A 19,811-nucleotide genomic window follows, 5' to 3' on the forward strand; every position below is an offset into this window, starting at 1 on the left:
CCCCCCGCAGACTACGGTCGCTGTCACCTCGCCAGCGTTCACCCAGGCCGGGTGTCCGGTCGTTCGTCGCAGTGCTCAACACAGCGGAAAGGGTCGCCGTCATGACGATCAGCCACAGCAGCGCCGGTGACTCCGACGCCGGTCCGGTCAGCGTCGGCCACGGCCCGCACAAGGTGCTGGCGCTGCACGGATGGTTCGGGTCGGCGCAGGGTTGGGGCTGGCTGCCCGAGTTGATCGACGCCGAGCGTTTCACCTGGGCGTTCCTGGACTACCGCGGGTACGGCACGCGCACGGTGGTCGCGGGCGAGCACACCATCGCCGAGATCTCCCGCGACGCCCTGGACCTCGTCGACTCCCTCGGCTGGGACACCTTCTCCGTGGTCGGGCACTCCATGGGCGGCATTGCTGCCCAGCGGGTGCTCGCCGACGCCCCCGGCCGGGTGGAACGCCTCGTCGGCATCAGCCCGGTCCCGGCCGGTGGGGTGCCCTTCGACCTGCAGGGCTGGGCGCTGTTCGACGGCGCGGCCGCCAACCCAGACAACCGGCGCGCCATCATCGACCTCACCACCGGCAACCGGCTGTCCGGCCGCTGGCTGGACGGGATGGTCCGGTTCTCCCTCGATCACTCCACCCCGGCGGCGTTCGGCGCCTACCTCACCGCTTGGGCGCGGACCGACTTCACCGACGAGGTGAAGGGCAATCCGGTACCGGCGCTCGCCGTGGTGGGCGAGCACGACCCGGCGCTTGGCGCGGACACGATGCGCGAGACCTGGATGCGTCACTATCCCAACGCCCGGCTCGAGGTGCTCGCCAACGTGGGGCACTACGCGATGTACGAGACGCCGGTCCGGTTGACCACGGTGCTCGAGGAGTTTCTCGGGCAGTGACGGTCGATCCGGCGCCCCTGGTCGACCCCCGCACCTACGTCGACGGCGTCCCGTACCACCTGCTCGCCACGCTGCGGGCGGCCGGCCCGGTGGCGTGGGTCGAGGAGCCGCCGCTGCTCGGGCTATCCGGCGGGCCGGGCTTCTGGCTGGTGCTCCGGCACGCCGAGGTGACAGACGTGCTCAAGCAGCCACGGCTCTTCTCGTCCTGGCTCGGCGCCACCCAGATCCGCGACCCGGCCACCCCGGAGGATCTCGGTTACGTGCGGCGGATGATGCTCAACATGGACCCGCCGGAGCACGGCCGGCTGCGCCGGCCCGTCGCCCGCTCGTTCACCCCGCGCGCGGTCGGCGCGCTGGAGGCGTCGATCCGCGCGACCGCGGCGGCGCTCGTCGAGCGTACGTTGGGCGACGCCGACGAGGGGACCTTCGACTTCGCCCGTGATCTCGCGGCCGACCTGCCGCTGCTCACGCTCGCGGACGTGCTCGGGATGCCGGAGCCCGACCGCTGGCTGCTGTACGACTGGTCGAACCGGGTGATCGGCTTCCAGGATCCGGACCATGCCGGGTCAGCCGCGTTCGATCCGCGGGCCGGCACCGCCGCGGCCCGCGAGGCCCTGCGGCACCGGCCGGCCCCGGACGCCGACGGCCGGATGCCGGACCCGCGCACCCGGGCCGGCATGGCCGACCTCTACGCGTACGCCCACCTGCTGGCTGAGTCGAAGCGCCGCAGCCCGGGACCGGACGTCATGTCCATCCTGCTGGCCCAGCAGGGGGAAGACCGGCTCTCGGTGGACGAGTTCGAGAACATGTTCTGGCTGTTCGCCGTGGCCGGCAACGAGACGATCCGCAACGGCCTGCCCGGCGCGATGATCGCCCTGCTGGAGCATCCGGCCGAGATGGCGCGGCTACGCCGGGACCCGGATCTGTTCGACACCGCCGTCGACGAGCTGTTGCGCTGGTGGACGCCGGTGATGGTGTTCCGGCGCACCGCCACGACGGACACCGCTGTCGCCGGCGTACCGGTTCGGGCCGGGGACAAGGTGGTGGTCTCGTTCGCGTCGGCCAACCGGGACGAACGCGTTTTCGCCGATCCCGACCGGCTCGACCTCGCCCGCCACCCGAACCCGCACCTGGTCTTCGGCCACGGACCGCACTTCTGCCTGGGCGCGCACCTGGCCCGGTGCCAGCTCCGCGCCCTGTTCGAGGCCCTGCTCGCGAACACCGCCAGCATCACGTACGCGGGTCCACCGGCTTACCTGCGCTCGAACTTCCAGCGCGGTGTGAAGCGCCTGCCGATCCACTGGCGACGCCGCTGATCAGGCGCCGGCCGCATCTCGCCGCTGGCCGCTCGACACCGACCCCCGAGGAGTCGAAGGGGTCGGGCTCGCGCCCAATCTCAGCGACCATATCAACTTTCGTCCGGTCGCGACGAAAGTCGGTGCCGCTGCGGTGAAAGCTATGGACATATAGACATTAGTTTTGTACCGTCGGCCGCGTGACCACGTGGTTCGTCGAGGTGAACCGCCATCGGCGACCTGTGCGTGACTGACCGCATGCCGCACCGCGGACAGCGCTGATCGGCGCCGCGGTCGGCGTCCCACGCGCCGCTCAGCAGTCCCCACCGCCCGGATCGCCCCACTCAGAAGGAACAAAAAGTACGTCCCCGACCTGCCCCGACCCGTCCCCAGCAAAGGAGAGGCAGATGAAGAGACGACTCTCGCTCGCCGTAGCGGGCCTGGCGACCATCACCCTCGTCGCCACACCAACCGTCGCGATGGCCCAGCCGGCCACGGCAGACGCGCCCCCCGAGTCGAGCTTCCAGAAGGTGACCCTCAACGACCACCCGGGCGAGCCGATGGACCTCGCCGTGCTGCCCGACAGCCGGGTGCTGCACGTGACCCGCCCGGGGGAGGTCTGGCTGCACGACCCCGCCACGGGCCGCAACACCCTGGCCGCGACGCTGGACGTCTACCGGCACGACGAAGAGGGCCTTCAGAACGTCGCGATCGATCCCAACTTCGGCAAGGCCGGAAACAACTGGGTCTACCTGTACTACTCCCCACCGATGAACACCCCGGTCGACGACCCGTCGACCCCGAACGTCAACGAGGGCGACGCGCCGGCGTGGGGCACCCCCGCCGACTTCGAGCCGTTCAAGGGAGCGATCCGGCTCTCCCGGTTCCGGTTGGTCAAGGACAAGCTGGACCTGTCCACCGAGCAGCAGATCCTCGACGTACCGGTCGACCGGGGCATCTGCTGCCACGTCGGCGGGGACATCGTCTTCGACGCCAAGGGCAACCTGTACCTGTCCACCGGTGACGACACCAACCCGTTCGAGTCGGGCGGCTACACCCCCATCGACGAGCGTGCCGGCCGCAACCCGGCGTACGACGCGCAGCGCAGCTCGGCCAACACCAACGACCTGCGCGGCAAGATCCTGCGCATCAAGGTACGCGACGGCGGGGGTTACACCATCCCGGACGGAAACCTCTTCCCGGCGGGCACGCCCAAGACGCGGCCCGAGATCTACCTGATGGGCCTGCGTAACCCGTTCCGGATCGAGTTCAACCGACAGGCCGACGAGCTGTACGTCGCCGACTACTCGCCGGACGCGGGCGAGGCCGATCCGCAGCGCGGGCCGGCCGGGCAGGGCAAGTGGGCGGTCGTCCGCAAGGCGGCGAACTACGGCTGGCCCTACTGCGCCACCGCACAGCTGCCGTACGTGGACTACGACTTCGCCACCGGCCGGTCCGGGCAGCCGTTCAACTGCTCCGCGCCGATCAACGAGTCCCCGCACAACACCGGCCTGCGCGAGCTGCCGCCGGTGCAGCAGCCGGACGTCTGGTACGGCTACGGCGCCTCTGCGCAGTTCCCGGAGCTGGGCACGGGCGGCATCGGGCCGATGGCCGGGCCGGCGTACCACTTCTCCTACCCGACCACGCGGGGACGCGCCCCGGTGGCCTGGCCGGCGTACTACGACGGCATTCCGCTGTTCTACGAGTGGACCCGGGACTACGTGCAGGGCTTCCGCCTGAACTCCGGCGGCGACCTGAGCGGTATTGAGCGGGTGCTCCCCTCGTTCATCTTCGACAACCCGATGGACCTGGAGTTCGGCCCGGACGGCGCGCTCTACGTGCTCGAGTACGGCGACGGTTTCTTCAGCGAGAACCCGGACGCGCAGCTGGCCCGGATCGACTACACCGGCTGGAAGGGCAACCACACTCCGGTGCCCCAGGTCTCGGCCACGCCCACCAACGGGCTCGCCCCGCTGACCGTCACGTTCTCCAGCGAGGGCACGACCGACTACGACGGCGACCGGCTGTCGTACGCGTGGGACTTCGACAACGACGGCAAGGTCGACTCGCGCGCGGCGAACCCGACGTTCACGTACCAGACGAACGGTCTCTACAACGCCACCGTCAAGGTGAGCGACCCCGGAGGGCTGTCGGCCGCCGCGTCGGTCCGCGTCGTGGTCGGCAACGCCGAGCCCGTGGTGGAGCTGGTCAAGCCGGTTGCGGGCCAGCCGTTCAAGTTCGGCGACACCGTGCAGTTCGAGGTACGGGTGACCGACGACCAGCCGGTGGACTGCGCCCGGGTCAGCGTCACGTACGTCCTCGGCCACGACTCGCACGGCCACCCGCAGACCACCGCCAACGGCTGCACCGGCTCGATCCAGACGACCGTGCCGTCCGGCCACGACCCGGAGAAGGACAACCTGACCGCCGTGTTCGTGGCGTCCTACACCGATCCCGGCGGCAACGGGCTGCCCGCCCTGACCGGGTCGGACGAGGTCGTCCTGGTTCCCACGAAGTAGCCACCCAGAAGGAGTCACCATGTGTTACGGATACGACGGGGAGGCTGCGTTGCGGCGGTCCGTCATGGACCGGCGAAGCCTGCTACGTGGTTCACTGGCGGCGCTGGCCGGTGTCGGGCTCGCGTCGGCGGGGATCGGTGCGACGGCTGCGACGGCGACCACCCGCACCACCGGGAGGCAGCACGTTCCGCCGGGCCTCATCAGCATTCAGCTGTGGACGGTGCGCGACGCGTTGTGGGGTGCGCCGGGTTACGACACGACCCTGACCCACCTCGCCAAGATCGGCTACCCGAAGGTGGAGCTGGCGCTCGGCTACTTCGGGCGCACCGCCGCCCAGCTGCGTCAGTTCCTGGACGGCATCGGCATCCGGGCCAGCTCCAGCCACGACGGGATCAGCGGTAACGCCGTCGAACTGGAGCAGAAGATCCAGAACGCGGTCACCCTCGGCCAGTCGTACATGGTGGTGCCCTACCTGTACTCCGAGCGCGCGGACGAATGGAAGCGCTGGGCGGAGCAGATGAACGTCGAGGCCGCGGCGGCGGCCAGGGCCGGCCTGCGCTACGGATACCACAACCACGCCCACGAGTTCACGATCGACCTCGGCGGTGGCAAGCGCCCCTGGGACGTGCTGACCGCGGAGCTCGATCCCAAGCTCGTGCACCTGGAGGTCGACATCTACTGGGCCGTCACCGGCGGCATCAACTCCGGCGACGGCGTGGCCGACCCCGAGGGCTTCACCCTGGACGTCATCCGCTCCGCGCCGCAGCGTGTCCTGCAATACCACGTCAAGGACCGGCACGCGTCCGACGGCGACATGGCCGACCTGGGCACCGGCATGATCGACTTTGCCCGGATCTTCCGGGAGCACTCGGTGCAGGAGTACATCGTCGAGAACGACACCCCCGATGTGACGCCGCAGCGGACGGCCGAGATCGGCTACCGCTACCTGCGCAACGTGCGGTTCTGAGGAACCCCGGAGAGGAGTGTTGACGGACACCAGGGCCGGCGGGCGGACCAGGCATTCTGCCAATCGGCCGCAACTGCCGGCCCTGGTGTTCACCGCCCACCATGTCGTGGGCAACGAGTTGACCTTTTAAAGCACATATGCGGCGCGGCCAACTCCCTCGACAGAGGGAGCAATTTACTGTGGAAATGGCAGGACGACAGGGCCGTTCGCGTATTTCTTTTACGCCGTCATGTCGCGGGTTGAAACTGTCGTGGCACTATCGGCAGCCCGCCGCCCCCTGGGAATCCGCCGCCCTGCGCGCCGTGTGGCCGCGCCCGCCGGCCAGCGGTGGCGGTGCTGGTCGGAGCACTGACCGGCCGTATGCCGGGTGAGCAACCGCGGATGGTGCCAGTGGCGGATGGGCTTTCTGGCGAGCCTCATCGCCATCGAGACGACGTCGCAGAAATATGGAGTCGTCTAAATATTGACCCGGCGAAATGGATCTCGTAGGGTACAAGGAACCGTGGAAAGCGCTTTCCTACTCCGTCCCCCATTCAGGAGCGCGTGTATGAGACGCCACCGCACGCTACTTTTCGCCCTACTCGCGGCTGTCACCCTCGTGCTGTCGAGCACGCCGGCGACCGCCGCCGAATCCACCACCGCCGCCAATTTCCGGGTACTGGTCTTCTCCAAGGTCACGAACTTCTATCACGACTCCATCCCGGCCGGGGTCGCCGCCATCCGGCAACTCGGCGACCAGCACGGCTTCGCCGTCGAGGCGACCACCGACGCGGCCGCGTTCACCGACGCCAACCTCGCCCGGTTCGACGCCCTCGTGTTCAACAACACCAACTCCACCCCTGCCTCCGGCGACCTGCTCGACGCCGACCAGCGGGCCGCGCTGCAAAAGTTCGTCCGCGGCGGCGGCGGCTGGGTCGGCCTGCACGCCGCCTCGGCGAGCGAGCGGGACTGGACGTGGTACGAGGGACTGGTCGGGGCCATCTTCGACACCCACCCGGACTTCTCCCGCACCGGGGGCACCTTCCCGGGCCGGATCAAGGTCCTCGACCACGCCCACCCCTCCACGAAAAACCTGCCGGAGCTCTGGGAGCGCAGCGAGGAGTGGTACAACTGGCGGACCAACCCCACCGGCAAGGTCCACACTCTCGCCCAGATCAAGGTGCGCGACGGCATATCCGGGCTGAACGAGGGCGTCGACCACCCGTACTCGTGGTGCCAGAACTACGACGGCGGCCGGTCCTGGTTCACCGCCGGCGGGCACAGCTCCTCCTCCTTCCAGGAGCCGGCCTTCCTGCAGCACCTCCTCGGCGGCATCAGGTGGGCGGCGGGCACCGCCCCCGGTGACTGCGGCGCCACCAGGACCGACAACTTCGAGCGGATCCCCCTGGTCAACCAGGACCTCTCCGACCCGTTCGAGCTGGCGGTGGCCCCCGACCGGCGGGTCTTCTACATCGAGCGCACCGGCGCGCTGAAGGTCATCAACCAGGACACCCTCGCCGTCACCACCCTCCTGGACTTCGCCTACACGCCGGAGCAGACCAGCCAGTCCGACGGCCTGCTCGGCATGACCCTGGACCGGCACTTCGGCACGAACAACAGCTGGATCTACCTGCTCTGGTCCGACCGGGTGGAGAAACAGCTGAACCTGTCCCGGTTCACCGTCGACGGCGACAGCGTCCGCCTCGACTCGGAAAAGCGCCTGCTGACGATCCCCACCTGGCGCGGTGAGGCGCGCGCCAACTCGCACATGGGCGGCTCGCTGACCATGGACAAGCAGGGCAACCTGTACGCCGCCATCGGCGACAACACCGACCCGTTCGAGTCCAGCGGCTTCACCCCCGTCGACGAGCGGGCCGGCCGCCGCGCGTACGACGCGCAGGGCACCGCCGGCAACACCAACGACCTGCGGGGCAAGATCCTGCGGATCAAGCCCCTGTCCAACGGCAGGTACGCCATCCCGGAGGGCAACCTGTTCGCCCCCGGCACGGCCAAGACCAAGCCCGAGATCTACGCGATGGGCATGCGGAACCCGTTCCGGATCACCGTCGACTCCACGACGAACGCGCTGCTCGTGGCCGACTACGGCCCCGACGCCCGGTCCGCCAACCCGAACCGCGGGCCGGAAGGGACCGTCGAGTTCAACCGGATCACCAGCGCCGGCAACTACGGCTGGCCCTACTGCATCGGCAACAACACCCCGTTCAACGACTACGACTTCGCCACCTCCACCCCCGGGCCGAAGTTCGACTGCGCCGCACCGGTCAACGACTCCCCCAACAACACCGGCCTTACCAGCCTCCCCGCGGCCAAGCCGGCGCTGGTCTGGTACGCCTACTCGGCCTCCCCGGAGTTCCCCGAGCTCGGCACGGGCGGCGGCGGCCCGATGGGCGGACCCGTCTACGACTACGACCCGTCCAACAAGCGGCTGACCAAGTTCCCCCAGTACTTCGACGGCAAGTGGATCGTCTACGAGCTGACCCGCAAGTGGTTCAAGACGTTGTCGATCCACTCCACCGCCCAGACCTTCAACGATCCCCGCTTCAACCCCACCAACGTCGGTGACCTGCAGTCCATCAACGGCATCTTCGGCAACATGTCGTGGATCCAGCCGTTCGAGGCGGAGTTCGGGCCGGACGGCTCGCTCTACGTCATCGACTTCGGCGCGGGCAGCGGGAGCGGCCGGGGCGGCAGCAACGACGGCGCGGGCATCTACCGCATCGACTACGTCGCCAACAGCCGACCGCCGGTGGCCAAGCTGACCGCCGACAAGGACAGCGGATCCGCGCCGCTGACCGTCGCCTTCTCCAGCGCCGGCACCAGCGGACCGGACGGCACTGCGGTCCAGTACGCCTGGGACTTCGACGGCAACGGCAGCGTCGACTCCACCGCCGCCAACCCCAGCCACACCTACAGCACACCGGGGCGCTTCACCGCCCGCCTCACGGTCACCGCCACCAACGGGCAGACCGCCGTCGCCGTACAGGAGATCACAGTCGGCAACACTCGGCCGACGGTGACCCTCAGCGTCCCCGACGGGGCCTTCTTCGACTTCGGTGACCGCATTCCCTACACGGTGACGGTCACCGACCCGGAGGAGAACAGCATCGACTGTTCGAAGGTGGTCGTGCAGACCCAGCTCGGCCACGACTCGCACACCCACCCGCTGGACAACTACATCGGCTGCACCGGGGTCGCGGTCACCGAGAGCAACGGCGGTGATGGGCACGGCCCGGGCCAGAACCTGTACACCGTGCTCACCGCGCAGTACACCGACGGCGGGGCGGCCGGAGCACCGGCGCTGGTCGGCTCGACACGGGCGGAGCTGCAGACCAAGCGCAAGGAGGCCGAGCACTTCGACGGCCAGAGCGGCGTCCAGGTGATCGACCGGGCCACCGCGAGTGCCGGCAAGCGCATCGGTGACATCGACCACGGAGAATGGATCAACTTCGGCCCGGTCAACCTGCGCGACATCGACTCGGTCACCTTCGGCGTCGCCTCGGGCAGCAGCGGCGGCGACATTGAAATCAGGGCCGACTCCCCCACCGGCGAACTCCTGGGCCGGGCCACCGTCGGCGGCACCGGCGGCTGGGACAACCTCGTGTCACCCACCGTCGAGCTCACCGATCCGGGCCGGACGTGCACGCTCTATCTGGTCTTCGTCAACCCGAACCAGACGGGCGGTACCCCCGACCTGATGGCGCTGGACTGGCTGCGCTTCAACGGCGCCGGGGTGCGCGAACAGACCGACGCCACGGTGTCGGCCTCGGCCACACCCAGCACGGGCACCGGGCCGCTGCAGGTGGCCTTCACCGGCACCGCCGCACCGGCGGCCGGGCGCACCATCACGGACTACGCGTGGGACTTCGGCGACAACGCCGCGACCGTGCACGGCGCGTCCGCCAGTCACACGTACGCCCGCAAGGGCACCTACACCGCTCGGCTGACCGTCACCGACAGCCTCGGGGCGACCATGTCCTCGATCGTGGTCGTCACGGTGCGCTGAGCGTCCGGAGCGGGTGGCGGGGTGGGACGGCACCCCGCCACCACCGACCCGGCACCGCCGCCGGCCCTGTCGCGAGGGCCTGTCGGCCCACCACCTGACCAGTCTGAATTCCTCAGCCACCTGGGAGACGACATGCATGCCAACTCCGCCCGCCCGCCCCACACCCGGTCGAGACGAGCACGTCACCTGCTTGCCGCATCGCTCGCCGCGGCCCTCCTGCCGTTCACACCGGCTGCGGCGTCGGCCGCCGAAACCGCGACCGACGCCACCAGCGCCCAGGTAACCGAGCAGGTGACCGCGGACCGCTGCCCGTGGGGATACCTCACCTCAGCCACGGTCTTCTTCGGCCGGGGGGCCGACTCGGGCGTACCGAACCGCGACCTCGGCGACGGGTGCACGATCATGGACGCCGTCTGGGCCGAGGCGCCGTTCGCCAGCCACGGCAGCTTCGTGAGCCTGGTCAGCCGGCTCGCCAACGAGCTCAGGCAGACCGCGATCCTCACGCCCGAGGAGAGCAGCAGCATCGTACGAGCGGCAGCCGACTCCGAGATCGGCAAGCCGCAGCCCGCCTCCGGAACCCGCGCGGTACCCGACGAGCGGATCGGCCTCGTCCTCTACACGGTGCGGGCCACCATGCCGACCGCGCCCGACGCCACCCTGGCCGCGCTCGCCGCCTGCGGCTACCGCAACGCGGAACCCTCCGGCGCGGTGAACAACTTCTACGGCAAGACGGCCACGGCGCTGGCACCCCTGGTCGCCGACGCGGGTCTGTCGGCGCCGTCGATCGGGATCGGCCTCGGCGACCTCAGGAACAACATCGACGGCGTCATCGCCAACGCCAAGGCGTTCGGCGCCAAGTACGTCCGGATCTCAGGTTCGGCGTCCTGGAAGCTCAACGACTACAGCGAGGTCGCGGCAACCCTCAACGCCGTCGGCGCCAGACTCAAGCAGGAAGGCATCACGGTCGCCTACCACAACCACGGATTCGAGTTCACCGCCCAGGGCGGCACGCGCGGCTACGACGTGCTGGTGCGCGAGACCGACCCGAACCTGGTGGCGATGGAGCTGGACCTGTACTGGGCGAGCAGCGTCGGCGCCGACCCGGTCGACCTGATCACGCGGTACCCGGGCCGGTTCTCGCTGTTCCACGTCAAGGACATGGCCGCCGACGGGTCGTTCGCCGACGTGGGCGAGGGAACCATCGACTTCGCCCGCATCTTCGCCTACAGCGAGATGGCCGGCACCGACTACTACTTCACCGAGAACGACAGCCCGCGCCCGGACGGCGTCTCGTCCGCCTGCGACAGCTACGCCAACCTCCGCGCCCTGCGCTACTGACGGAACTCGCCGGCCCGCGACACCCGCGGGCCGGCGAAGTCGTCCACCGGTTACGACCACATGCCCCTTGCGGCGGCCTCAGCGGCGTAGGTGCCGAAGTCGATCGGGTCGCGGCCCAGGATCCGCCGGACCGTGTCGGTGGGCTCGGCGAGGTATCCGGCGCGCATGCCCGCGAACATGGCGTTGAGCGCCGTTGCGGTAGCCTCCGAATGTCCCTGGGCCAGCAGTTCGGCCCGGTACTCCTCGGGCGTCAGCTCCAGGTAGCGGATGGATCGGCCCGCCGCCTCCGCGATCATCGCCACCGCCGAGCCGAAGGTGAGCGCACGGGGGCCGGACAGCTCGTACACCTGGCCGTGGTGGCCGTCGGAGGTCAGCAGTGCCGCGGCGACGTCGGCGATGTCCTGGGCGTCGATGAACGGCTCCGGCGTGGCGCCCATCGGCAGGGCCAGCCGGCCCTCCACCAGCGGCTGGCGCCACAGGTCCTCGTCGAAGTTCTGGTTGAAGTTGTTCGGGCGGATGATCGTCCACTCCGCGCCAGAGTCCCGCACCGCCTGTTCGGCGGCGAGCATGCCCGGCGCGAAATCCTCGCCGATCCGGTCGATTCCGCGCCCGGAGAGCGCCACGAACCGGCCCACCCCCGCCTTCACCGCCCGCGACACGAAGTCGTCGGCCAGGGCCGGGTCTTCCGGCGCCAAGAGGTAGACCGCGGAAGCTTCCGCCACGGCCAGCTGCCAGGTGGTCGGCTGCGCCCAGTCGAATCGCACCTCTCCCGAGCGGGACGCCGCCCGTACCCGCCTGCCCGCCGCCCGCAGCGTGCGTACCAGGCGGCGTCCGATCTTCCCGGTTCCGCCAAGGACAAGGATCTCATTCGTTGCTGTCGTCATGACCACGAGTCAACCGACCCGACCGCCGTCGGCACATGCCTGGCCGTACGCGGGGCATGTGCGATCGTCCGCGACCTATGGTGAAGCGATGGACCTGTTCGACAGTCTGCTGCGGGGCGTACGCGCGGAGGGCGCGGCCTTCGGCCGGTCGGTGCTGCCGCCGACGTGGGCGTTGCGGTTCACCGACGGCGCGCCGGTGACGCTCTGCATACCCCTGCGGGGCGAGGGTTGGATCCTGCATCCAGGGTGCGACAAACCGCGGCTGGTGCGGGTCGGCGAGGCCGTCGTGGTGCGAGGGCCGGAGCCGTTCGTGTTCTCCGCCGAGCCGCGGTCGAGCTTCCGGCCGGGGGAGCTTCGGGACGTCCGCTGCGGCGAATCGCGGGTCGCCGAGCCCCCGGACGCGGACCCAGCCGAGCACATGGTGCTGCTCGCCGGGGCGTACCACGTCCAGGGCCAGGCGCCGCATCGGCTACTCGGGGTGCTGCCGCCGGTCCTGGTCGTACCCGACGACCACGACTGTTCATCGCTGCGCGACTACCTGGACCACCAGCTCGGCGGGTGCCGCCCGGGTCGGCAGATCGTGCTGGATCGGCTGTTGGACTGGCTGCTGGTGTGCACCATCCGGGACTGGTTCGACCAGCCCGGCGCCGAGGCGCCCCGGTGGTACAGCGCGCTGAGCGACGACACGGCGGGACCGGTGCTGCGCGCCATGCACGACGCGCCGGGCAAGCCGTGGACGCTGTCCTCGCTGGCAGCTCTGGTCAGAGTGTCCCGTACGACGCTGGCCAAACGCTTCACCGAACTGGTGGGTGAGCCGCCCCTGACCTACCTGACCGACTGGCGGATGACGCTCGCTGCCGACATGCTGGCCGAATCCACCGCCACCGTCGCCGCCGTGGCGCGCCAGGTCGGCTACGCGGACGCGTTCGGCTTCAGCGCGGCCTTCAAACGCGCCCACGGGGTGAGCCCCAGCGAGCACCGCAAGCTCGCCGGAGGCGCCACTGCTCACTCCCACGGTTGACCCGAACCGCCTGTCCTGGCCGTCCAGGCCGGCCCCGACGGAGGGCCGGCCTGGACGTGCGGATCAGGCTAGGTCGAACCGGTCGAGGTCCATCACCTTGACCCACGCGGCGACGAAGTCGTGCACGAACTTCTCCCGGGCGTCATCACCCGCGTAGACCTCGGCGAGCGCGCGCAGCTCGGAGTTCGAGCCGAAGACGAGGTCGGCCCGGCTGCCGGTCCACTTGACCTCGCCGGTGGCGAGGTCACGGCCCTCGAAGGTGTTCGCGTCCTCGGACGTCGGCTGCCACGCCGTGCCCAGGTCGAGCAGGTTGACGAAGAAGTCGTTGGTCAGCGACCCGGGGGCCGCGGTGAGGACGCCCAGCGGCGACTGCTGGTAGTTGGCACCCAGGACGCGCAGACCGCCGACGAGGACCGTCATCTCGGGCGCGCTCAGGGTCAGCAGGTTCGCCTTGTCGATCAGCAGGAACTCCGCCGGCAGGTGGTTGCCCTTGCCGACGTAGTTGCGGAACCCGTCCACCGTCGGCTCGAGCGCGGCGAAGGACTCCACGTCGGTCTGCTCCTGCGACGCGTCGGTACGCCCCGGCGTGAAGGGGACCTCGACGGCGTAGCCGGCGTCCCGGGCGGCCTGCTCGACGCCGACCCCACCGGCCAGCACGATCAGGTCGGCCAGGGAGACCCTCTTGCCGCCGGTCTGGGCGGCGTTGAACGCCTCCTGGATCTTCTCCAGGGTGTGCAGCACCGGCGCCAGCTCGTCGGGGTTGTTGACCTCCCAGCCGATCTGCGGCTCGAGGCGGATACGCGCCCCGTTGGCGCCGCCGCGCTTGTCGCTGCCGCGGAACGTCGACGCCGACGCCCACGCGGTGGAGACCAGCTGGGCGACGGTCAGGCCCGAGGCGACGATCTGGCTCTTGATGGTGGCGACGTCCTCGGCGTCGACGAGCTCGTGCGTCACCGGCGGCAACGGGTCCTGCCACAGCAGGGTCTCGGTCGGGACCTCCGGGCCGAGGTAGCGGGCGATCGGACCCATGTCGCGGTGGGTCAGCTTGAACCAGGCCCGGGCGAACGCGTCCGCGAACTCGGCCGGGTTCGCCAGGAAGCGTCGCGAGATCTGCTCGTAGATCGGGTCGAACCGGAGCGCGAGGTCGCTCGTGAGCATCCGCGGTTCGCGGCGCTTCGACGGATCGTGCGCCTCGGGCACCATGTCGGCGCCCGCGCCGTTCTTGGGCCGCCACTGGTGCGCGCCGGCCGGCGACTGCATCAGCTCCCACTCGTAGGCGAAGAGGATGTGGAAGAACTCGTTGTCCCACCGGGTCGGGTGGTAGGTCCAGGTGACCTCGATCCCGCTGGTGATGGTGTCGGCGCCCTTGCCGGTGCCGAAGCTGTTCTTCCAGCCCAGGCCCTGCTCCTCCAGCGGGGCGCCCTCGGGCTCGGGGCCGACGTGGTCGGCGGGGCCCGCACCGTGGGTCTTGCCGAAGGTGTGACCGCCGGCGATCAGCGCGACCGTCTCCTCGTCGTTCATCGCCATCCGGCGGAACGTCTCGCGGATGTCGCGGGCCGAGGCGATCGGGTCCGGGTTGCCGTTCGGGCCCTCCGGGTTGACGTAGATGAGGCCCATCTGGACCGCGGCGAGCGGGTTCTCCAGGTCCCGCTCGCCGGTGTAGCGCTGGTCACCGAGCCAGGTGGTCTCCGGACCCCAGTAGACGTCCTCGTCGGGCTCCCAGACGTCCTCGCGGCCACCGGCGAAGCCGAAGGTCTTGAAGCCCATCGACTCCAGGGCCACGTTGCCGGCGAGGATCATGAGGTCGGCCCAGGACAGGCTCTGGCCGTACTTCTTCTTCACCGGCCACAGCAGGCGGCGAGCCTTGTCGAGGTTCCCGTTGTCCGGCCAGCTGTTGAGCGGCGCGAAGCGCTGCTGCCCGGCACCGGCGCCGCCGCGGCCGTCGCTGATGCGGTAGGTGCCCGCGCTGTGCCACGCCATCCGGATCATGAACGGGCCGTAGTGGCCGAAGTCGGCCGGCCACCAGTCCTGCGAGGTCGTCAGGACCTCCGCGATGTCCCGCTTCACGGCGGCGAGGTCGAGAGCCTGGAACGCCTCGGCGTAGTTGAACTGCTCACCGAGCGGGTTGGCCACGGCGGGGTTCTTGGCGAGGATCTTCAGGTTGAGCCGGTTCGGCCACCAACCGCGGTTGCCGCCGCCCTGCGTCGGGTGCGGGGCGCGCCCATGGGCGACGGGGCAGCGAGACTCGCTGCCCGCTTCCGCGTCGTGGACGACGGCGTCGTGGTTCTCGGACATCAGGTTCCTTCCGTGACGTGGCGGATCAGAGGGAATCAGGAATTGCTGGCGGTGAAACAGTCGGGGCACAGGCCCCAGTAGACGACCTCGGCCTCGTCGATCGAGAAGCCACGGTCGTCGGACGCGGTCAGGCAGGGCGCCGCACCGACGGCGCAGTCGACGTCGGCGATGACCCCGCATGACCGGCACACGACGTGGTGGTGGTTGTCCCCGACCCGCGACTCGTAGCGAGCCACGGAGCCGGATGGCTCGATGCGCCGCACCAGGCCCGCGGCCGTCAGCGCGTGCAGGACGTCGTACACGGCCTGGCGGGACACCTCGGGGAGATCCCGGCGTACGGCACCGATGATCGAGTCCGTGTCGGCGTGCGGGTGCGTGTGCACCGCGTTCAGCACCGCAACCCGAGGACGGGTCACGCGCAACGCGGCCACGCGCAGCATCTGCTGGAAGTCCAGGCTGGTGACCACGCCACGCAGTCTGGTCCGTTTTCTGGAATGAGTCAAGAATATCCGGGCAACATCACCGTGAGTGCGATGTCAATCACGGGTCGCCACCGACTGGGTCCACCGTCATCGTCGGCTCATGCCGGCCGCCCGCCAAACGCCCAGTCGTGCACCTCGATGTCGGCGTACCGGTCCGGGGTCAGGACCGCACGCGCCGCGTCCGGATCCGACGCCCGCAGCAGCACCGCGGTGCCCAGCCAGGTGGCCCCGTCGTCGGACAGCAGCGGCCCGTACGCGATCAGCTCGTCCCGGTCGGGCGGCACGGCGACGTCGGCGGCCTGCCCGGCGCCGAGGCCGAGCACCAGGTACCGGTTGCCGCCGGTCCGGCCGCCGGGGAAGTCCCACATGGTGCGCCCCAGCATGTTGCGCCACCGGCGCAGCAGCACGTCGCGGTACGCACCGGCCTGATAGTTGGGCTCGTCGAAGGCGAACGCCCGGGCGGCGGCGGAGTCCGGCAGGTCGACGATGTGCACGCTGCCGGTCGGCGTGTCACCGTCGTCGGCGAAGGTCGGGCCGCGGGCGATCATCTCCGCCGCGTACCGGTCCATGTAGGACCAGTGCTCCTGCAGCAGCTCGCGGCGCAGGACCGCGGAGCCGGGCCGGTCACGGTGATAGCAGAAGAACTCCATGCCTCAGATCTTGACCGCACTACCGCAGGCGGCGCAGCACCACGCCCAGCAGACGGTCGGTGGTGACATACCCGGACTGGCGGGAGTCGAACGAACGCCCGGGGTTGTCGCCCAGCACCACCACACGCCCGTTCGGCACCCGGGTACCAGGGGCCTGATGCAGCGCCGCCACGTCCCGCGGTATCGGGTCACCGGGCACCGCGGCCACCCGCTTGATGATCCACGCCGGTCCACGCCGGGCGTCGGGGGCCGGCGCGCGCCTCGCCCCTGCCGGTCGGGGCTGGCCGAATCCGCTGAGCACGACGACCTGGCCGGCGCGCACGGCCGCCGGTGTGACCCGCCGGACGAGCAGGCGCTCACCCGGCCGGTACGTCGGCAGCATGCTCTCCCCGTCCACGGTGACCGTCAGGTACCGCTGGCGCAGCCAGCAGCCGGCGGCGCCAAGCAGGCCGGCGGCGGCCAGCGCGACGGCACCGGCGAGCAGGCCGGCGGTCATCGCCGCGCCGCCGTGGGACGTCCGGTGCGGGCGGCCGGCGGGGGGTCGTCCCGGTAGCCGGCGGCCTGCTGGGCGAACAGCCGCGCGTAGGCGCCGTCCGCGGCCAGCAGGGCGGCGTGCGTGCCGCTCTCGGTCACGACGCCGTCGGCCAGTACGGCGATGCTGTCGGCGTCCCGCACGGCACCCAGCCGGTGCGAGATGATCAGGCTGGTCCGCCCCGACCGCAGGCTCCGCAGACGGCGGTGCACCTGGTACTCGGCGTCGGCGTCCAGGCCGGCGCTGGGCTCGTCCAGGATCAGCAGGTCCCGGTCGCGGCGCAGGAACGCGCGCGCCAGCGCCAGGCGCTGCCACTGGCCGCCGGACAGCGGCACCCCGGTCGTCGACGCGGGCGGGTCCGTGTCCTCCGACGGCTCGGCGGCGAACGACCGGCTGAGCAGCGTCCGGTACCCGCGAGGGAGCCCGGCGACCGCGTCGTGGATGCCCGCCGCCCGGGCCGCGCCGTCGATCCGGGCCCGATCATCCGCGGCCGACAGGTCGCCGACGGCGATGTTCTCCTCGGCGGTCAGCTCGTACGCCACGAAATCCTGGAAAACGGCGCCGATCCGGGCCCGCAGCGCCTCCGGCGGCACGTCCCGGATGTCCAGGCCGTCCCAGAGGATGGCGCCCCGGGTCGGGTCGTAGAACCGGCACAGCAACTTGACCAGCGTGCTCTTGCCGTCGCCGTTGTGCCCGACCAGCGCCACGGTGTGGCCGTGCGGGATCACCAGGTTCACCCCGCGCAGCACCCACGGATGGTCCGGGCTGTACCGGAACCACACGTCGCGAAGTTCGATGCCCCCGCGCAGGGCGGGCAGCGCCCGCGGTCGGGGCGGCGCCGGCAGGTCCGGCTCGGCCGTCACCACGGCCACGAAGTGGTGAAAGGTCAGCAGGTGTTCGTACGCCATCACCCCGGCGGCGACCAGGGTGGTGAGCGCGGTCTGCACGCCGGCCGCCGCCGCCACGAACATCGACACGTCGCCGACACTCAGCCCGCCGCGGGCGGCGGTGAGCAGGGCCCAGACCAGCCCGGCGCCCGCCACCGTCGCCGAGCAGGCGGCCAGGCCACCCTGCACCAGCAGCTCCCGGCGGTCCGTGCCGCGCCGGGCCGCGTTCGCGGTCCGCGCCTCGGCGAGCATCCGCCCGCGCAGGAAGTCGCCGAGGCCGAACAGCCGGATCTCCTTGGCGGCGTCCACGGTGGACAGCAGGTGGGCGTAGAACATCTCGCGCCGCTCGACCGGACCGATCCGCCAGAGCATCCCCACCCGCTGTCGGGACAGCCTCAGCTCGATCAGGAACACCGGCGCCGCGGCCAGCAGGAGCACGACGGTGAACGTCGGGCTGATCAGGGCCAGCGAGCCCACGAAACCGGCGACCGTGAGCACGCTCCGGGCGGCGGACAGTGCGGTGTCGATCAACCGACCGGGATTCGCCGCGCTCTGCTGAGCCAGCCGTAGCCGGTCGAGGAACGCCGGGGTCTCGAACCGTGCCAGCCCGACGAACCGCGACACCGCCGCGAACAGCTCGTCCTTGCCGCGCAACGCCGCACGGCGATCCACCTCGGCCCGCAGGTACTGCCCGGCGTGGCTGGCGACCGCGGCCGCCGTACCCACCGCCGCGATCGCCAGCGCCAGGCCGAGCAGCGCACCGGCAGTGCGTGGCGCCGCCAGCCGGTCCAGGGCCAACTTGGTCAGCCAGGCCAGGGCGACCGGCGCACCGGCGCCGACCAGCGTGACGGCCAGGTAGCCGAGAACGTGACCACGGGCCGAGCGCCAGACCATCCGCGCCGCCCGGGCACCGGAGCCGGCCAGGGCCCGCGCACCGGGCGTCCCCGGCCCCCGGCCGCCGGTCATGCCGCCGTCCCCACCGGCAAACGGGAGACCCGGGGCAGCACCGCGGTCAGCACACCGCCCTCGCCGAGCACGCAGAACAGGGGGTACGCCTGAACCCGGAACGCGTTGGCGACCGGCCCGTCGACGGCCTCGACGACCACCTGCGCCACCGGGTTCAGCGCCTCGACCAGGTCCGCCGGGTCACCCGACCGGCCGTCCACGACCGCCAGCACCCGCTGCCGGTCCTGCCCGCGGGCCCAGTCGAGGAGCTCGGGCAGTTGTTCCCGGCAACCGCCGCAGTCCGGCGACAGGAAGGCGACCACGGTCGGCGTGGCGAGCAGGTCCGGCGCGAGGGGCAGGCCGTCCACGGTGGTCGCGGTGAACTCGCCGACCACGTCGCCGGCGGACGGGCCGCGGGCACCCTCGCCGGGCGCGGCGGTACGGGTGGCGCCGACGTACTCGTACAGCGCGTCCAGCAGCTTCGTGTGCTCACGCAGCCGGCGGATCACGCCGAGCGCCAGCAGCAGGTTCAGCGCGCCGAGCGCGCCGACGAGAAGCAGCGCGGCGATCAGGTAGGGCATGGTGCACCGCCTTGTCGACAGGGCCGGCCGGGTCGGCGGGCCGATGGCTGGGGGTGTGCCCGGCGGCGTCGCACGCGCCGCCGGGCACCTGGCGAGGTGCCGGAGAAGCCGGACGGCTCCCCCGGGTCGGTTCGTCGGCCGCCGGCGGCTACCGGTCGGCCCGCCGCTACGTCAGCAGTAGTACTCGCTGGACGACGAACGGAAGCAGGAGCCGCAGTTGCTGGTGCCGTTCGGGTAGTAGCAGCAGTACCGCCACATGTTGGTACCGCAGCAGAAGTAGTCGCAGTCGGTTGCCCGAGCCGCGGTGTGCGGGACGACCAGACTCAGCAGCCGATCGGCCGCGGCGTTGGCCATCTTGCTGATGGTGCGCATCGAACCCTTCCCTTCCTGGTCCCTGGTCGCACGGCCGGACGGCACCCCGCCGCATCGGACGGCGTGGCACCCCCGTACGCCCGGGTGTCCGGGCGGTCTGCCCGGCCGCGTTCCCACAGGATGTGGCGCGCGGTCGGGTCGATTTCTTAACGG

At 70.8% G+C, this 19,811-nt stretch carries 15 protein-coding genes; 7 read left to right on the top strand and 8 right to left on the bottom strand.

The genetic code is table 11. The annotated features are described in order from the left end of the window. Window positions 1–101 precede the first annotated feature (101 nt). The 6 genes from A6A27_RS06115 (at window position 102) to A6A27_RS06140 (ending at window position 11,009) form a co-directional block, all read left to right on the top strand. Window positions 102–887, top strand: a complete 786-nt coding sequence (locus A6A27_RS06115; RefSeq protein WP_073833548.1) for an alpha/beta fold hydrolase — start codon at window positions 102–104, stop codon at window positions 885–887. Continuing rightward, window positions 884–2,203, top strand: a complete 1,320-nt coding sequence (locus A6A27_RS06120; protein WP_143193907.1) for a cytochrome P450 — start codon at window positions 884–886, stop codon at window positions 2,201–2,203. The genes A6A27_RS06115 and A6A27_RS06120 overlap by 4 nt, the downstream gene beginning before the upstream one ends. Window positions 2,204–2,589: 386 nt before the next feature. Further along, the gene (locus A6A27_RS06125) at window positions 2,590–4,701 is read left to right on the top strand and encodes a PQQ-dependent sugar dehydrogenase (RefSeq protein WP_073833549.1); all 2,112 of its coding nucleotides are present in this window, start codon (window positions 2,590–2,592) and stop codon (window positions 4,699–4,701) included. A 19-nt stretch (window positions 4,702–4,720) separates the two neighbouring features. Then, a complete protein-coding gene (locus A6A27_RS06130; RefSeq protein ID WP_073833550.1) occupies window positions 4,721–5,668 on the top strand; it encodes a sugar phosphate isomerase/epimerase family protein in 948 nt (315 codons plus the stop codon). A 547-nt stretch (window positions 5,669–6,215) separates the two neighbouring features. Then, window positions 6,216–9,671: a ThuA domain-containing protein gene (locus A6A27_RS06135; RefSeq protein WP_073833551.1), complete on the top strand. Its 3,456-nt coding sequence runs from the start codon at window positions 6,216–6,218 to the stop codon at window positions 9,669–9,671. A gap of 132 nt (window positions 9,672–9,803) precedes the next feature. Further along, entirely contained in the window at window positions 9,804–11,009 is a 1,206-nt protein-coding gene (locus A6A27_RS06140) for a sugar phosphate isomerase/epimerase family protein (RefSeq protein ID WP_073833552.1), read from the top strand. A gap of 50 nt (window positions 11,010–11,059) precedes the next feature. Here the strand turns inward: A6A27_RS06140 and A6A27_RS06145 are convergent, their stop codons facing one another. Next, window positions 11,060–11,893, bottom strand: coding sequence for an NAD(P)H-binding protein (locus tag A6A27_RS06145; protein ID WP_073833553.1), 834 nt, complete (start codon window positions 11,891–11,893; stop codon window positions 11,060–11,062). An 88-nt stretch (window positions 11,894–11,981) separates the two neighbouring features. On the opposite strand from A6A27_RS06145, the gene A6A27_RS06150 reads away from it, so the two are divergent. Further along, complete coding sequence (locus A6A27_RS06150) at window positions 11,982–12,914, top strand: AraC family transcriptional regulator (protein ID WP_073833554.1); 933 nt, start codon at window positions 11,982–11,984, stop codon at window positions 12,912–12,914. Window positions 12,915–12,977: 63 nt separating this feature from the next. Here A6A27_RS06150 and katG read toward each other — a convergent pair whose 3' ends face one another. The 7 genes from katG to A6A27_RS06185 all read right to left on the bottom strand — a co-directional run bounded on the left by katG (window position 12,978) and on the right by A6A27_RS06185 (window position 19,658). Then, complete coding sequence (gene katG, locus A6A27_RS06155) at window positions 12,978–15,209, bottom strand: catalase/peroxidase HPI (protein ID WP_073833555.1); 2,232 nt, start codon at window positions 15,207–15,209, stop codon at window positions 12,978–12,980. A gap of 35 nt (window positions 15,210–15,244) precedes the next feature. Continuing rightward, entirely contained in the window at window positions 15,245–15,649 is a 405-nt protein-coding gene (locus A6A27_RS06160; RefSeq protein ID WP_274534529.1) for a Fur family transcriptional regulator, read from the bottom strand. 140 nt (window positions 15,650–15,789) lie between these two features. Next, a complete protein-coding gene (locus tag A6A27_RS06165; RefSeq protein ID WP_073833557.1) occupies window positions 15,790–16,341 on the bottom strand; it encodes a YciI family protein in 552 nt (183 codons plus the stop codon). A gap of 19 nt (window positions 16,342–16,360) precedes the next feature. Further along, on the bottom strand, window positions 16,361–16,837 hold the full coding sequence (locus A6A27_RS06170; protein ID WP_073833558.1) for a S26 family signal peptidase: 477 nt from the start codon (window positions 16,835–16,837) through the stop codon (window positions 16,361–16,363). After that, entirely contained in the window at window positions 16,834–18,726 is a 1,893-nt protein-coding gene (locus A6A27_RS06175) for an ABC transporter ATP-binding protein (RefSeq protein WP_073833559.1), read from the bottom strand. The genes A6A27_RS06170 and A6A27_RS06175 overlap by 4 nt, the downstream gene beginning before the upstream one ends. Then, window positions 18,723–19,286: a hypothetical protein gene (locus tag A6A27_RS06180; RefSeq protein WP_073833560.1), complete on the bottom strand. Its 564-nt coding sequence runs from the start codon at window positions 19,284–19,286 to the stop codon at window positions 18,723–18,725. The genes A6A27_RS06175 and A6A27_RS06180 overlap by 4 nt, the downstream gene beginning before the upstream one ends. 171 nt (window positions 19,287–19,457) lie before the next feature. Continuing rightward, complete coding sequence (locus A6A27_RS06185; protein ID WP_073833561.1) at window positions 19,458–19,658, bottom strand: hypothetical protein; 201 nt, start codon at window positions 19,656–19,658, stop codon at window positions 19,458–19,460. Window positions 19,659–19,811 lie beyond the last annotated feature (153 nt).

This window comes from Micromonospora sp. CB01531 (assembly GCF_001905095.1).
Taxonomy (GTDB): Bacteria; Actinomycetota; Actinomycetes; order Mycobacteriales; family Micromonosporaceae; genus Micromonospora.

Bases quoted from the DNA above. Each gene is read 5' to 3' on its own strand.
- A6A27_RS06115 (WP_073833548.1), top strand. From the start codon at position 102: ATGACGATCAGCCACAGCAGCGCCGGTGACTCCGACGCCGGTCCGGTC.
- A6A27_RS06125 (WP_073833549.1), top strand. From the start codon at position 2,590: ATGAAGAGACGACTCTCGCTCGCCGTAGCGGGCCTGGCGACCATCACC.
- A6A27_RS06130 (WP_073833550.1), top strand. From the start codon at position 4,721: ATGTGTTACGGATACGACGGGGAGGCTGCGTTGCGGCGGTCCGTCATG.
- A6A27_RS06135 (WP_073833551.1), top strand. From the start codon at position 6,216: ATGAGACGCCACCGCACGCTACTTTTCGCCCTACTCGCGGCTGTCACC.
- A6A27_RS06140 (WP_073833552.1), top strand. From the start codon at position 9,804: ATGCATGCCAACTCCGCCCGCCCGCCCCACACCCGGTCGAGACGAGCA.
- A6A27_RS06145 (WP_073833553.1), bottom strand. From the start codon at position 11,893: ATGACGACAGCAACGAATGAGATCCTTGTCCTTGGCGGAACCGGGAAG.
- A6A27_RS06150 (WP_073833554.1), top strand. From the start codon at position 11,982: ATGGACCTGTTCGACAGTCTGCTGCGGGGCGTACGCGCGGAGGGCGCG.
- katG (WP_073833555.1), bottom strand. From the start codon at position 15,209: ATGTCCGAGAACCACGACGCCGTCGTCCACGACGCGGAAGCGGGCAGC.
- A6A27_RS06160 (WP_274534529.1), bottom strand. From the start codon at position 15,649: ATGCTGCGCGTGGCCGCGTTGCGCGTGACCCGTCCTCGGGTTGCGGTG.
- A6A27_RS06165 (WP_073833557.1), bottom strand. From the start codon at position 16,341: ATGGAGTTCTTCTGCTATCACCGTGACCGGCCCGGCTCCGCGGTCCTG.
- A6A27_RS06170 (WP_073833558.1), bottom strand. From the start codon at position 16,837: ATGACCGCCGGCCTGCTCGCCGGTGCCGTCGCGCTGGCCGCCGCCGGC.
- A6A27_RS06175 (WP_073833559.1), bottom strand. From the start codon at position 18,726: ATGACCGGCGGCCGGGGGCCGGGGACGCCCGGTGCGCGGGCCCTGGCC.
- A6A27_RS06180 (WP_073833560.1), bottom strand. From the start codon at position 19,286: ATGCCCTACCTGATCGCCGCGCTGCTTCTCGTCGGCGCGCTCGGCGCG.
- A6A27_RS06185 (WP_073833561.1), bottom strand. From the start codon at position 19,658: ATGCGCACCATCAGCAAGATGGCCAACGCCGCGGCCGATCGGCTGCTG.